The organism is Dyella sp. (assembly GCF_036746095.1).
Lineage (GTDB): Bacteria > Pseudomonadota > Gammaproteobacteria > Xanthomonadales > Rhodanobacteraceae > Dyella_B.
The window spans coordinates 1-13935 of the sequence record NZ_DAIOEU010000052.1 but is presented as its reverse complement, the minus strand read 5'-3'; the positions used below and the strand labels follow the sequence as shown (position 1 = coordinate 13935).

The following is a 13935-nucleotide window of genomic DNA, read 5'->3' as shown; positions in this document are numbered from 1 at the left end:
CCAATGATCAAGGCGAAACGCCGATCGCGCCGTCCACGACGAGCGCGAATCCGCCGCGTGTGATGGGTTTTTGGGGCGGCCTTTCGGCCAACCTGCTGAACATGATCGGCGTGGGTCCGTTCATCACCATTCCGCTCGCGCTATCGGCGGTGGCAGGCCCCATGGTGCTGGTAGGCTGGCTGGCCGGCGCGCTGCTGTGCCTGTGCGATGGCCTGGTGTGGGCCGAGCTCGGTTCGGCCATTCCCGAATCCGGCGGGCCGTATCACTACCTGCGCACGGCGTATGGCAGCGAAGGGCTTGGACGTCTATTTGGTTTTCTTTACCTGTGGCAAACCGTGCTTACCGCGCCGCTGTCGATCGGTTCGGCGGCGGTTGGGTTTGCGCAATATCTCGCCTTCCTGATTCCTGGCCTCGGCCATCCGGGGCAGATCGCCGCGGCCATCGTGCTGTGCCTGGTCAACACCGCCCTGCTGTATCGGCGCGTCGATTCGGTGCAGCGCCTTTCGCTGCTGGTGAGCGTGGTGGTGATCGGTGCGTGCGTGTGGATCGTCGCCAGCGGGCTGCTGCATTTCGATACGCGCGTGGCCGCGCAATTCCTGCATGCCGGCGGCGATTCCGGACACGGGTTCTGGCTTGGCCTGGGTGCCGTCAGCCTGATCGCGGTGTACGACTACGGCGGCTACAACAACGTGTGCATGCTGGGCGGCGAGATCAAGCGGCCGCGCCGCAATATCCCGCTCGCCGTGTTGGCGTCGATTCCCATCGTCGCCCTGCTCTACATGGGCTTGAACATCGCGGTGCTCGGCGTGCTGCCATGGCAGGAAGCGGCACACTCGAAGGCGGTCATCGCGGATTTCATGCAATCGATCTACGGCAAGACCGGCGGCATCACGGCGGTATTGCTGATACTGCTGGCAACGTGGGGCTCGGCACTGGTGGTGTTGCTGGGTTATTCGCGCGTGCCGTATGCCGCGGCGGCATCCGGCCAGTTTTTCCGTGTGTTTGCACGACTGCATCCGCGCGGCCAGTTTCCGACCGTGTCGTTGTTGTTCACCGGCGCCGCGTCGGCACTCGCTTGCACGTTGTCGCTGGACAACTTGATCGCCGCCTTGATGGTGATCCAGATCATGTTCCAGTACATGGCGCAATGCCTCGCCATCGTGCTGCTGCGCCGGCGCGGACACGCGCATGCCGACAGCTTCCGCATGCCGCTGTATCCCTTGCCGGTCGTGATCAGCGTGATCGGCTGGCTCTACATCGTCTGCACCAGTCCCGGACGGCACATCCTGGCCGGCATCGCGACGATGGTCGGCGGCACGCTGATCTATATGATCGACGCATGGAGAAAGAAGGCATGGCCTTTTCAGAGCCCATGAAACGTTGGGACGTCGTCGTGGTGGGCGAGATTTATGCGGATCACGTCTTCAGTGGTTTTCAGCGCTGGCCTGCGCCGGGTGAAGAAGTCCATGCCGAGCATTACTTGCGCGAACTGGGTGGCGGCGCAGTCAATACGGCGTGTGCGCTGGCGCGCCTGCAACACCGCGTGCGGCTGATCGGCCTGATTGGCGAAGCCGACCGCAGCTGGTTCGAAACACGCCTGCAGGGATTTGGCCTTTCGGCGCAGGGCTTGCGCAGCGATCCACTCGGCACCGGTGTCACGGTGAGCGTTTCCACCCGGGAAGACCGTTCGTTCTATACCTACCTCGGCGCCAACCGCCGCCTGGCGGAAGTGCTGGACGACGCCACCGTGCGTGCCGAACTGATCGCCGCGCGCCACGTGCATTTTGCCATGCCGCTGGCGGCGAACCTGGCCACGCGTTTGTTTCCGCTGCTGCGCAAGGCCGGCTGCACCACCTCGCTGGATGTCGGCTACAGCCCGGACTGGTTGCGCGATCCCGCCAACCAATGGACCTGCCGTGCTGTGGACTACTTTTTCCCGAACCAGACCGAAGCCCACGTGCTGACCGGCGACGACAGCGCAGAAGCGTTTCGCGACTGGGCATCCGCCATGGCGATCCAGCATGGCGTCATCAAGCTGGGCGCAGCCGGAGCAGCGGCCGTGGTCAATGGCGAGCTGCTGCACGTCGCGCCGCCGCGCGTCGAAGCCATCGACATGACCGGCGCCGGCGATGCGTTCGATGCCGGCTTTATCGACGGCGTATTGAGTGGCGAATCGACCGAAGACTGCCTGCGGCGCGCGTGCATTTGCGGCGCCCTGTGCACGACGCGGACCGGTGCGCTGGAAGGACTACCCGATTCTCTTTCGTTACGGAGTATCTATGAGCAAATCTATGGAACGTAAGATCGCCCTGATCGGTGGCGGCGGTGTGCGCGCCCCGCTGGTGATCTTCGGTGTCGATGAAGCGACAGAAGCTTTGGGCGCCGCGGAAATGGTGCTGTACGACCCCGACCAGGAACGCCTGGCGGTAATGGTGGAACTGGGCAAGGCGATCGTGGCCAAATCCGGCGGCTCGTTGCGTTTGCGCGCAGCGACCTCTGCCGAGGATGCCATCGAAGGCGCGCATTTCGTGCTCAACAGCATTCGCGTCGGCGGCATTGCCGGGCGCGCGGCGGACGAGCGCGCATCGATCGAGCATGGCTATCCGGGCCAGGAAACCACCGGACCTGCCGGCGCCGCGATGGCGCTGCGCACGGTGCCTGCCGCACTCGAACAGGCGCGCCTGGTGGAGCGTTTGAGTCCGGACGCGTGGCTGGTGAATTTCACCAATCCCGCCGGCCTCATTACGCAAGCCGTGACCAGCCATACCCATGTAAAAATGGTGGGCATCTGCGATACGCCGACCGAGCTTTTCCACAATATCGCCAAGGCGCTGGGCGAGCCGTGGAGCGACGTGCAATGCGATTACGTCGGCCTCAACCACCTGGGCTGGGTGCGTGGCGTGCGCGTGCGCGGCAGGGATGTGATGGATACCTTGCTCGGCAGCGACGAACTCTTGCGCCAGCTTTATCTCGCGCCGTTGTTCGATTTCAACATGATCCGCTCGCTGCGGCTCATCCCCACCGAATACCTGTTCTTCTACTACGAACGCCGGCGCGCCCTGCATAACCAGTTGCAGCAAGGCGGCAGCCGCGGCGCGGAAATCCAGCAGTTGAACCAGGTCTTGATCGATACCTTGAAAAGCCGCCTGATGGCCGGCGACGGCGATGGCGCCGTGGCCACTTATGCGGCCTATCTCAACCAGCGTTCCGGCTCGTACATGAAATTGGAGGCCGAAGGCGGCTCGGCGTTCGACCCCGATGTCAGCCTGCAGGTCGATCCGTTCCGCGTGGCCACCGGCTATCACCGCATCGCCATCGACGTGATGAGCGCATTGACCGGCGCCAGGCCGGCCACCATCGTGGTCAACACGCGCAATCGCGGTGCGCTGCCGGACCTGCCGGATGGCGACATCGTGGAAACCGCGGCGCGCATCAGTCTTGATTCGATCATTCCCGAACCGATCGCGCCACTGCCCGATGAAGTGCGCGGGCTGGTGCATGCGGTGAAGGCGTATGAACGCGCGGCGATCGATGCCGCGTTGAACAACACCAGGCTGACGGCGCGCAAGGCACTGCTGATCCATCCGGCGATTGGCGAGTGGAGCCCTAGCGAGGCGTTGTTGCGCAACATGTTTGAGACGGCCGATGCGGATGGCGAGTGTCTTTGCCAAGGGCACATGCATGGGCATTTGCATGCCTGAAACGGCCCCCTTCCCCGCTTGCGCCTGATCAGCGTCTCGTCTCATCTGCGCGAGGTGCAGTTCCCTCCCCTGCGCCAGTAGGGGAGGGAGAATTACCGCGCGTCGGGAGATATAGGTCTCGGCCATATAGGCGGCACGCGAATCGCAAGCAACGACTTGCGCATCCACTCCGAAGCCGGCCTTTCCACCCACACAAACGTCCCCCATGCGCAGAGCACGGCGACGAGCGGCCGCGCCACGAACAGCACGTAGTTGGCTGCGCTCGGCGTCAACGGCATATGCGCCACGATACGTTGCATCGCCTCGAACACATACACATGCACGAGATAAAGCGAATAGGAAATCTCCCCCAACCATACCGACCACGCCGGCACCGCGAGACGGCCGATCTTGGCGAGCATCACCAGGCCCAAAAACGCGATGGCCAGTGGCGCGCCCCATCCGCCCGGGCCAAAGAAATTCACCATGCCCATGCGATGCCACGCGGCGAGCAGCGCGACGAGCGACAGGCATGTCATCGCGTGGATCATCTTTACGTTCCTGCACACCAGGCGCGAGTCGTACAGCCATGCCGCCAGCATGCCGAACACAAAGTCCCAGACGATCGGATTGACCGCCAGGTTCGCATAGCGCGACCACGTCACCAGTGGTTGCGAGGCAACGCCGAGGTTGTAGCAACCGCGGACCATCGGTATCGCCACCAGCGTCAATGCAAACCACGCCGCCATGCCCAGGTAACGCCATCGCTCCAGCCACATGTTCGCGGCAAACACGAGGTAGAAGTAGCACTCGAAGCACAGCGTCCATGCCACGCCTACCCCCATCTGGAAATAAATACCCGAAGCCGCCGGATTGTGCGGCACGAACAGCAAGCCTTCCAGATAGGGCAGCAGCACGGACGGATCGCGAAACCCGCGCAAGCCCTGATGCTCCACCGCCACGGCCACCACGCTCACGACGGCGAACAACGGCCAGATGCGCGCCATGCGCTTGGCTGCGAAGCGCCATACATAGGCTGACGTGCCGTCGAAGTTGCGTGTGGTCAGCACCATCAGAAAGCCGCTGATGATAAAGAACAGATCCACGCCCATTGCCATCGGCAACAGGTGATTGGCGATTGCCGTCCCTACCGGGCTTCCCATGAGTGCGCCGCGGTTATGCACCATCACGACCATGAAGGCCGCCATCCCCCGCAGCGCCTGCAACCAGGCCAGTCTTTTTGCGCGCGTGTCCACCAGCGTGAGTGCGCATATCCGTCGGCCTGGTTGCAACACCTTGGCTGGGATTTCATCCCAGCTTGCGAGTCGCTGGGCCCCGGCTTTCGCCGGGGTGAAGAAGCATCAAGCGGCGCATGCGAAGAGAGCCTTCAGCGACGATTCCTCAACGTCTACGCTGCGTGTGTTTTTCCATAAAAATTCCACAACCATTGTTTCGATCTAAATTTCAGCGCCTTAGCCCCCTCTGCCACGATTCCTCGACGTGACGTTGCCGTGCTATTCACGAATATGTCACGTGTCGCTGAGCGACCCGCGACAACGCCTTCATCCTCTCTTGATCGGCGCGCTGAAATTCTCCGCCGCCAACTCGCAGGTTTTTTCGAAACTCTTCCAAGGAGTCGAGATGGCTCGACAAGCAGTGACGCTAATTGGCGGTGGCCTGGTGGGCGCCCTGCTGGCACAACTTCTGGCCACGCGCGGTTTTTCTGTCACCGTTTTCGAAAAACGCTCCGATCCGCGGCGGCTGCGTTTTACGCGCGGGCGCACGATCAATCTCGCCATTGCCGAGCGTGGATGGCACGCCTTGCGTACCGCGGGCTTGGCGGAACGCGCCTTGCAAATGTCGGTGATGATGCGCGGCCGCATGGTGCATGGGCGAGATGGCGAGGCCAGCTTGCAGCGTTACGGCCTGGACGACAATGAAGTGATCTGGTCCATTTCACGCAGCGGTCTCAATGCATTGTTGGTGGATGCCGCCGAAGAAGCCGGCGCCACGTTCCACTTCGGCCAGACATTGACGGGTGCCGATATCGATGAGCGGCGCCTGGCGCTGACGGACCGCGAAGACGTGCAGCGCGAATACGCAGCCTGCTTGTTGATTGGCGCTGACGGCGCCGGTTCCGCCCTGCGCGCCGCGATGGATCTTTACCAGCCGCTCGGCATCCGGGTCGAACCGCTCGGCCATGGCTACAAGGAACTGGAAATCCCCCCCGCGACCGGCAGCAATCGCTTTGCCATTGAACCCCATGCGCTGCACATCTGGCCGCGTGGCGGCTACATGTCCATTGCCACGCCGAATATTGCCGGCAGCTTCAATGTGACGCTGTTCCTGCCCTTGCATGGGCCGTGTCCGAGCTTCGATACGCTGCGCGATGCCGCTACCGCGAGCGCTTTTTTTGGCCGCGAGTTCCCTGACCTGTTTCCGCTGATGCCATGCTTCGCGGAAGATTTCGATGGCCATCCCGTCGGCAAGCTCGCCACGCTTTATCTCGATCGCTGGCACGTCGATGGCCGCGCTGTCCTGGTGGGCGATGCGGCGCACGCTATCGCGCCATTCCACGGGCAGGGCATGAATTGCGGTTTCGAGGATGCCGTCGCCCTGGCTGACCTGCTGGCGAATGCCGATCACGATACGGCCGGCGCGTTCGCGCAGTTCCAGCAGGTTCGTAAACCGAATGCCGATGCCATCGCGGCAATGACGCTGGAAAACTACGTCGAAATGCGCGATTCGGTCGCCGATCCGCATTACCTGGCCAAGCTTGAACTCGCCGCGCAATTGACGCAGTGGGCGCCGCAATATTTCATGTCGCGCTATCGCCTGGTGACATTCACGACGTTGCCGTACGCCTACGCCTATGCACGCGGTTGCGTGCAAGACCAAGTGCTGGAACGATTGCTGCGCGACTTCTCCCGTCCGTGCGACGTGCCGCAGGACATCGCCATCTCGACCTTGCAGCAGGCGCTTCCTCCGTTGCAGATGATCGGCAATCGCGTGGTCCATCACGAGCATGCCCCGGCGCTTCCGCATCTTGCCTTTGAGTTTTAAGGCAACACTGAATAAGTATCGCCGATGCTTATGCCGCTGCGGTTGGCCGATAGGCATTTTGGAATGTGAATTTTTACCCTTCATAGACAAAGCGTTTCCTAAGATTCCTGTCAGGCGTGCGAAAGGCATCTGCGGATGGCACGCAGTACGGCATAAAGACGGCATGTAGCGTCATCACCGTGGCTTAACCATCGCGTTGGCGCGCGCATCGGCCAAGGCGTTGTCTGTTGCCCCGGGCAATGACGAGTGTTCTTGGACCAAGCATGGGTGGTGGCGTGGATACATCGCTTTTCGACGGGCGGGAATGGTTGCGGACGATGAACAGGACGACCTATCTCCATACCAGTCCCTACCGTGGCGCCGCCGACTTTTCGCCGCTGGAGATGCGCCGCGCGCGTGAGAGCACCATCGATCCGGTATCGCTTGCCGATCTGTTGCGCAACGGTTTCGTCTACCCGCCGCACACCATCTACCGCGACGTAAAAAACGTGCAGACGGGCTTTACGCTGCAACAAGGCATCGAGGACGAGTTCCGCTTCCACTTCGCCTATCAATCGACGCGCGCCACCGCGCGGCCGGCTTCCGATGCCGTCAGCGACGAGGTGCTGCTGCGTACCTTCCATCAATTGCTGACCCAGGCCGTGCAACGCTGCACGGCCAACATCCGTTCGCCCTGGCTGTTGCAGAGCGGCGGCAAGGATTCCACGTCGCTCGCCATCGCCATCGCGGACACTCGGCCGGATACCACTTGCATCACCTATCTGGGCGGCAAGGAGGAGAACGAAGTCGACTCGGCGCGCTTCGTGGCACGCCGGCTTGGTCTGCGGCACGAGGCATGGTCATGCGATCCGGCGCGCGCCTACGATCGCTACCTGGCCATGGCGTCACGCATGCCCTTGCTGACGGCCGACTTTGCCACGCTTTCCTACGTGGACGTCGCCACCGAGATCGGCCTGCACGGTGGCGACGGCATTGTCGACGCACTGGGCGCGGATCCTTTCTTCGGCGTGCCGTTGCACTTGCGCGACCACCTGCTCTATTGGCTGGCCAGGAGCACGCGCGTGCCTGGCGCGTGGCTGAGGCATCCGCTCATACGCCGCAGCTTCAAGCTTTGCTTTGCGCTGGGCACATTGCAGATGCATGGCTTCGAGCGCTACTTCCCCGGCTCGCGTTTCAGCGACAGCGAAGTGAATGAACTGCTGGGCGCGAACGTCTCCGGCGACTCGCGCAAACGCATGGAAGCCTTTCGCGATGACATGCAGGCAGCCGGCTCCGCCGAGGGTGTGCGGCGCATCGTGCTGGTGGTAATGGAAGCGGCGGGATTTGCCAAAGGCATGTACACCGCGCCTGCCGCGGGCCTGAGCGTGGCCTACCCGTATTGCGACCAGCCACTCTGCGACTGGATTTTCCATAGCGTGCCGGATGACCGCCTGATCGGCCGCGGCGGCGTCAACAAGGTGCTGGTCCGCCGCTACATCGCGCAGCGCTTCAACGCGTTGCCATATGTACGCTCGAAAGGTTCATTCCGTTTCGACGTGCTGGGCCTGGCAAGGCAGCGTTTCGAGCAGGTGCATGCATTCGCCCGGCAAGGACAGGCATTGCTGCCGGGTGCGACCAAGTGGCTGGAAGATCATCGGCATTGCCTGGACAACAAGTTCTTTGCGTCGAAGTTCTATTTGCTTGCGGTAACGTTGCCGTGGTTGCTCAGCCACCTGGACAACCCGGTGGATGCTGCGGCGGATGCGCCGCCGTCGGACGTGGATCGGTTAGGTGAGTTGGTGTCGGTGTGAGTGCTGCGGCTTGGGCGAAAGCCCGAACGACGTCTGCTTGAACGAAGCGCACTTCCAATCGCAACGAACAACTACTTCCTCTCCCGCTTGCAGGGGAGGGAGCAAATGGCCGCGAGTAATCGGCTTCATGCGCCTATATCAATCACGCCACTACTCCAACGTAAACCCCACCTTCACCGTCACCTGCCAATGCGCCAGCTTGCCGCCTTCCACGTGCCCTCTCACGTTGGTCACTTCAAACCAGCGCATGTCGCGGACCGTCTTGGACGCCCGCTCGATGGCGCAGCGAATGGCCTCATCGCTGCTGGTCTTCGATGAACCGGTGAGTTCAATCGTCTTGTAAACATGATCGGACATGGCTCGGCCTCCATCGGTGGTGGAACACATTTACTCCACTCCTTCCGAAGCCGCGTGAACGAACCGTGGCGCCTTACGCGCCATCCATGAATACGGGCTGCCCTTGTGCGTTCCAGTGGAACGGCTTGATGTACGGTGCGCGGCGCGGCGTACATTTCCAGTCGGGACCGCCGTTGGCATGGAAGATGATCCAGTCCTTCCCATCGGCGGTCTTGAAGAATCCGTTGTGCCCGGGCGCATAGATGCCCAGCCGTGCGGAGCTGGCCAGCACGGGCGTGGGCGATTTGTGCCATGACGCGGGATTGAGCAGGTCAGCATCTGGACCGGCCCGCAGCAAGCCGAGCGAATAGCCGTCCGACCAGCAAGCGCTGGCCGAATAGGTAAGGAATACGTCGCCGCGCGGCCCCTGGATGAATTCCGGCGCTTCGAGGATCTTACGGCCGCCCTGCATTTCCCAGCTGTAGCTGGGATGTGCGATATCCACCTGCGGCTCGCCCAGGCGCCATGGCGAGGCCATCGGCGCGATGATCAAGTCGCTGTGGTCGCCGACGTACGCCGAATAGACGAAATACCGCTTTCCGGCATGATCGAACACGGTGCCGTCGATGCCGTTGAAATGCGTGTTGAGCATGCCTTTGTCGATCCACTTGCCTTGCGTGGGATCAGGCGAATCGTTCTCCAGCACGAAGACGTTGCGGTGCGCGTCATCGTCATGGGCCTTGTCCGCGCCGGTGGCATAGAGGTACCACTTGCCGTCGAGATCATGCAGTTCCGGCGCCCAGATCGACGTGGAATGCGGACCCTGCGGCGGCGCCCGCCAGACCACGATGGGTGTGGCGTCGGCGAGATGCCTCATGTCCGTGGTCTTGCGCAGGGATATATGGTCGCGCCCGGTGCTGGTGTAGTAGTAGACGCCATTGCGCTGGGTAACCCAGGGATCGGGTCCGGAGGGCAGCAAGGGGCCTTCGACCTGTTCGGCGTAGCCCGATGAGCGCGCCTTCATTTGAGGCGCTTGCGCCTGGGACAGGATGAGCGTAGCGAGCATGCCGGCGGCGAAGATAGTTCTCATCATGGGTAACTCACGAGAATAGCAACACCATAATATTGTATGACTATTGTGTCCTACTCGCAGAATTTGGAGTGAAGTCCGAGCTTTCCCATGCATTCCGATGCGGGGGTTTCCATCCCAGCCAGCGCGAGCGCTATGGCATGAATTTCTTGAGCGCGTATTGCGCGGCTTCTTCGAACGACTTGGCGACAGCATTGATATGCGGGCCAGTTTCCGGCGGGACCGGCTCTTCCAGCAGGTTTGGCAACACAACCGCGACAATGGTGGCGTCGGCAAATCGTTGCCGTAGTTCCTGCGTCACCGCATCGGCGCGCTCCCATTCCTCCGCCACGTCGCCAATGACCACTTGCACCATGGAGACCGCGTTGGGTGTGGCTTCCGGATGCGCTTCCTGCGCAAACTCTTCCACGTCCTTGGTGGAAACGTGGCGCGCATCGATGCGCAATTCGCGCAGTACGCGCACCAAGACTTCGGTGAGCAAGTCGTCTTCGCGCACGCCGGTGTCGATGCACAGCACGATCGATCCCGGCGCCACCGCCAGCGGGCCTTGCCAGCGGCCGCTGACGCTCTCGCGCTGCTTGCGCAAGTAATGGCCGATATTGTCGTCGTCGAGTACGGAGATGCGGTGGCGCCAGCGTGGTTGCACCGGCGCTTCGCGGCCCAGCGTTTCGATCACCCGCACGACGGCGCTGCGCGCCCGGCGCAGTTGTTCCGGATTGATCTCGCCTCGCCGCAGATCCATCTGCGCAAGCTGGAATGCCGGCAACAGCACTGCGTCGCAATATCTGGCAAATGATTTCTGCCGCAGGAATTCCCTCCCGGCGGCGATGATTTCGTGCGAATCGCCGGAGAGTGCACGTTGGTAGAAACGCTGCGGCATGGTCAGCGCGGGCGTATCGCCGAGCAGGATTTCCAGCAAGGTAAGCGAACGCACATGCCGTCCCGCCACCACCAGGCAAAGCGTCAAGGGCGTGGACAGCACCAAGCCCATCGGTCCCCACAACCAGCTCCAGAAAATCGCCGCCACCACCACCGCCAGGGGCGACAAACCGGTGGCGTGCCCGTAAAGCTGCGGCTCCACCAACTGGCTGACGATGATTTCCACGGCGGCGAACAAGCCGATCGTCAGCAGCATGAGCGACCAGCCCGGCGTGACCGCCGCCGCCAGCAAGGCTGCCAACAAGGCCGCCAACCACACGCCCACATACGGCACGAAGCGCAGTACCGCGGTAAGCGTTCCCCATAGCAACGCATTGGGCAGCCCGATCGCGGCCAGGCCAATCCAGATCGCCAGGCCCACGCCGAAGTTGACCGAGAACTGCGATACGAAGAATCGCGACAGGCGCTGGCCGGCATCGTTGATCGCCACCGTGGTGGCGCGCAGATCGGTGCCGCCGATCACGCGGATAAAGCGATCACGCAGCGATTCGTATTCCAGCAGGATGAAGATCAGAACCACCAGCACGATGCCGGCCGTTTCCAACGGGCTCCACAGCGAGGAAAGCACGCTTTTTATCGCGTCCCACGGGCCGCCGACCAGGGTCGGCAATGCCTCTGGCTCAATGTAGGCAGGCGCACTCGAAAGCGGCGCGACCTGCCCCGCTGCTTGCCGCTTGCTGCCTAACGCGTTGAACAACTGACCGGCCTCACCGCGCATCGTCTGCAGACGGCCAATGGTGGCTTCATGCAACAGTTGCAGCTTGGCGCGAATGGTTTGCTCGTATTGCGGCAGGCTGCCTGCCAGATGCACGATCTGCGAGGCGATCACCGTCATCAATCCGGTGGCGATGAGCGCGAGCAGCAGCACGGCGACCAGCACCGCATACGCATGCCCCAAGCCGATTCGCTGCAGCATGCGCACGAAAGGCGCCATCAGCAGAGCCAGGATCATGGCGAGAATAACGGGCACCAGCACGTCCTTGCCAAAATACAGCAAGGCCAGCACCACGCCCGTGGCAATGACGATCAAGGCGCGGTGGCTTGCGCGCGAGATAGGTTGCGGCTCTGGAATGGCGGGCATGGCAGCGTCGGGTTTCCTTGGCGCCATGGGGCGCCGGGCAACGATGGCATGCCCGGGTGTGGCAGGCAATTGTGGTGTGCGATGGCCGTGACGCGGGTGGGGTTGAGGCACAGCCGAACCCCAGCTTCATGTGCGAATACCTGGGCGTTGGGGTTCGCCTTCCGCTCACCCCGACCTGCAGTCGACCTCCTCCACGCCGAGCAGCCCGGCGAGCGGCACGTGCGCGGTGGTCTGCTGCGGGCTTACCGCAAGTCCCCTGTTTCGCAGCATATCGAGGAACATCTCGGCCAAGGGCATCACCATATGCTGCCCCCAGCAACGTTCGGATTTATGCCCGAAAGGCAGGTACCCGGGATGGCTGTCGGGGTCGAGGTTCTCCCAGCGTTCCGGCAGAAATTCATCCGGATCATCCCAAAGCGCCGGATCGCGATGGCTGAGCAACGGCAGGATCAGCACGTCGTCCTGCGCGCCGATGCGCGCATCGAGCGCAGGGTATTCGGGCGATGCGTTGCGCAACAGATTCCACGATGGCGGCAGCAGCCGCAGTGCCTCATAAAGAATGCTGCGGTTGGACCACTGCTCCTCGAACGGCGCGCCGAGCCACAGCGCATTCGCCACCAGCGTGGAGATGGTGAAACAGACCGGCGCCGCCGTGCGGCGGTAAAGTCCCATCGCATAGCGGCGATCGTGATAACCCGACGCCTGCGCCACCGATGCGGCAATGGCGGACGGTTCCGGCCGCAGTCTGACCGGCAACAAGGCGCCCATGCCGATCACCGCCCAGGTGAGCTTGGGCGTCAATTCCAGGATGCGATTCATAAGGAAACGCAAACGCCGCGGATCACGGCCAAGTAGCAGATCGCGCAAATAGACATGCCCGACATGCGGCCATGGGCCGGACAAATCGGCGTCTTCAGAAATGGGCTTCTTCAAGGCAGCGCGCACGTCGCGGCCGATCGCCTGCATCGATTTCAAGGCATCGGGACGTGGAATGGATCGCCCGTGCAAGGGCTTGAAGGTGGGACGCTCCCATTCGGTCGCCGGCCGTGCATTAAGAATCTCGCTGGATAAAGCAGCGCCTGCCACACCGACCGTGTCGCGGTCCAACCGAAACACGTCTTCGCCGCGATGCTCGCACAAGAGCTGTTGCAGTCTGGGTGCAAAGATGGTGGTGCGGGTACGCCGGCCGGAGATGCGCATGTCCATCGACGATCTCTCTCTGCAATCTGCAAGATAAGGAATCCCGCGTCCGGCGAGCCGATGAATCATCCGCCGGCGCGGGCTGCGTCATCGGTCGCTCAGTACCAGATGTACCAGGCGTATTCCTTCAGGCTCTTCTCGCGGGCGAACAGATTCTTGAGAGCAAAAAGCGTCTTCATGGTTAAGCACCTTTTCAAAGTGAATGACCCGTTCGGGCCGAATCAAGCGTTAGTGCAATGCATGCGAGACACGCAAGATCGCGCGTTTCCAGGTGCCTCGCTTGGGAACGCTACGTGCCTCGCGGCAACGTTACGACGTCTTGGCGGGGCATGGAGTTATCCAGCAGGGCCAATGGCCCATAGTGTGAAGTGGTGGACACTCATCCTCACGTGATCTTGACGAAGTTGTGCGCGTGCTTGTCTTTTGCGACCGTGGTGTTACACGGCTTGACATTTAGATGTCCAAATGAAATGTGTGCATTCGTCATTCCGGCGAAGGCCCACTACTGTCCAGGGAAATTTTTCGCCGTTCTTGCGGGAAAGCTAAAACGACGTCATTCCAGCGAAAGCTGGAATCCAGCGACTTGAAAATCCGCAAAGGCACTGGATTCCAGCTTTCGCTCACTGCTGTCCGGCACGTATTTTGCGCTGCTTCGCAGACAGTCCACACGGCCGTCATTCCCGCGAAAGCGCACTGCTGTCCGGGGAAATTTTCGCCGTTCTTGCGGGAAAGCTAAAACGACGTCATTCCAGCGAA

11 protein-coding genes are annotated in these 13935 nt (G+C 62.0%); 5 read left to right on the top strand and 6 right to left on the bottom strand.

Features of this window, described 5'->3' with window-relative positions:
- Positions 1 to 62 precede the first annotated feature (62 nt).
- From V7M64_RS17395 to V7M64_RS17385, 3 genes are read left to right on the top strand one after another with little or no spacing between them, the layout of a single operon-like run.
- Positions 63 to 1376: an APC family permease gene (locus V7M64_RS17395; RefSeq protein ID WP_333680862.1), complete on the top strand. Its 1314-nt coding sequence runs from the start codon at positions 63 to 65 to the stop codon at positions 1374 to 1376.
- Positions 1373 to 2302 (top strand): carbohydrate kinase family protein, encoded by a 930-nt coding sequence (locus V7M64_RS17390; protein ID WP_333680843.1) that lies wholly within the window; start codon positions 1373 to 1375, stop codon positions 2300 to 2302. Before V7M64_RS17395 ends, V7M64_RS17390 begins: the two co-directional genes overlap by 4 nt.
- Positions 2280 to 3701 carry a 6-phospho-beta-glucosidase gene (locus tag V7M64_RS17385; RefSeq protein WP_333680841.1) on the top strand — a complete coding sequence of 474 codons (1422 nt, stop codon included), beginning with the start codon at positions 2280 to 2282 and terminating at the stop codon, positions 3699 to 3701. The genes V7M64_RS17390 and V7M64_RS17385 overlap by 23 nt, the downstream gene beginning before the upstream one ends.
- A gap of 92 nt (positions 3702 to 3793) precedes the next feature.
- Here V7M64_RS17385 and V7M64_RS17380 read toward each other — a convergent pair whose 3' ends face one another.
- On the bottom strand, positions 3794 to 4936 hold the full coding sequence (locus V7M64_RS17380) for an acyltransferase (RefSeq protein WP_333680840.1): 1143 nt from the start codon (positions 4934 to 4936) through the stop codon (positions 3794 to 3796).
- 385 nt (positions 4937 to 5321) lie between these two features.
- Here V7M64_RS17380 and V7M64_RS17375 point away from each other — a divergent pair, with 385 nt between their 5' ends.
- Both V7M64_RS17375 and V7M64_RS17370 read left to right on the top strand, forming a co-directional pair.
- A complete protein-coding gene (locus tag V7M64_RS17375) occupies positions 5322 to 6743 on the top strand; it encodes an NAD(P)/FAD-dependent oxidoreductase (protein WP_333680839.1) in 1422 nt (473 codons plus the stop codon).
- Between the two features lie 317 nt (positions 6744 to 7060).
- Complete coding sequence (locus tag V7M64_RS17370) at positions 7061 to 8533, top strand: asparagine synthase-related protein (protein WP_333680838.1); 1473 nt, start codon at positions 7061 to 7063, stop codon at positions 8531 to 8533.
- A 150-nt stretch (positions 8534 to 8683) separates the two neighbouring features.
- Here the strand turns inward: V7M64_RS17370 and V7M64_RS17365 are convergent, their stop codons facing one another.
- The 5 genes from V7M64_RS17365 to V7M64_RS17345 all read right to left on the bottom strand — a co-directional run.
- Positions 8684 to 8890 (bottom strand): dodecin, encoded by a 207-nt coding sequence (locus V7M64_RS17365; RefSeq protein ID WP_333680836.1) that lies wholly within the window; start codon positions 8888 to 8890, stop codon positions 8684 to 8686.
- 73 nt (positions 8891 to 8963) lie between these two features.
- On the bottom strand, positions 8964 to 9962 hold the full coding sequence (locus tag V7M64_RS17360) for a glycoside hydrolase family 43 protein (RefSeq protein ID WP_333680835.1): 999 nt from the start codon (positions 9960 to 9962) through the stop codon (positions 8964 to 8966).
- Positions 9963 to 10092: 130 nt separating this feature from the next.
- A complete protein-coding gene (locus V7M64_RS17355) occupies positions 10093 to 11979 on the bottom strand; it encodes an AI-2E family transporter (protein ID WP_333680834.1) in 1887 nt (628 codons plus the stop codon).
- A gap of 165 nt (positions 11980 to 12144) precedes the next feature.
- Entirely contained in the window at positions 12145 to 13185 is a 1041-nt protein-coding gene (locus tag V7M64_RS17350; RefSeq protein ID WP_333680832.1) for a cytochrome P450, read from the bottom strand.
- Positions 13186 to 13732: 547 nt separating this feature from the next.
- On the bottom strand, positions 13733 to 13935 hold a 203-nt coding region (locus V7M64_RS17345), incomplete at its 5' end, for a hypothetical protein (RefSeq protein WP_333680830.1).

Excerpts from the sequence above, each read along its gene's own strand:
- V7M64_RS17395 (WP_333680862.1), top strand. The coding sequence starts at position 63 with ATGGGTTTTTGGGGCGGCCTTTCGGCCAACCTGCTGAACATGATCGGC.
- V7M64_RS17390 (WP_333680843.1), top strand. The coding sequence starts at position 1,373 with ATGAAACGTTGGGACGTCGTCGTGGTGGGCGAGATTTATGCGGATCAC.
- V7M64_RS17385 (WP_333680841.1), top strand. The coding sequence starts at position 2,280 with ATGAGCAAATCTATGGAACGTAAGATCGCCCTGATCGGTGGCGGCGGT.
- V7M64_RS17375 (WP_333680839.1), top strand. The coding sequence starts at position 5,322 with ATGGCTCGACAAGCAGTGACGCTAATTGGCGGTGGCCTGGTGGGCGCC.
- V7M64_RS17370 (WP_333680838.1), top strand. The coding sequence starts at position 7,061 with ATGAACAGGACGACCTATCTCCATACCAGTCCCTACCGTGGCGCCGCC.
- V7M64_RS17365 (WP_333680836.1), bottom strand. The coding sequence starts at position 8,890 with ATGTCCGATCATGTTTACAAGACGATTGAACTCACCGGTTCATCGAAG.
- V7M64_RS17360 (WP_333680835.1), bottom strand. The coding sequence starts at position 9,962 with ATGATGAGAACTATCTTCGCCGCCGGCATGCTCGCTACGCTCATCCTG.
- V7M64_RS17355 (WP_333680834.1), bottom strand. The coding sequence starts at position 11,979 with ATGCCCGCCATTCCAGAGCCGCAACCTATCTCGCGCGCAAGCCACCGC.
- V7M64_RS17350 (WP_333680832.1), bottom strand. The coding sequence starts at position 13,185 with ATGGACATGCGCATCTCCGGCCGGCGTACCCGCACCACCATCTTTGCA.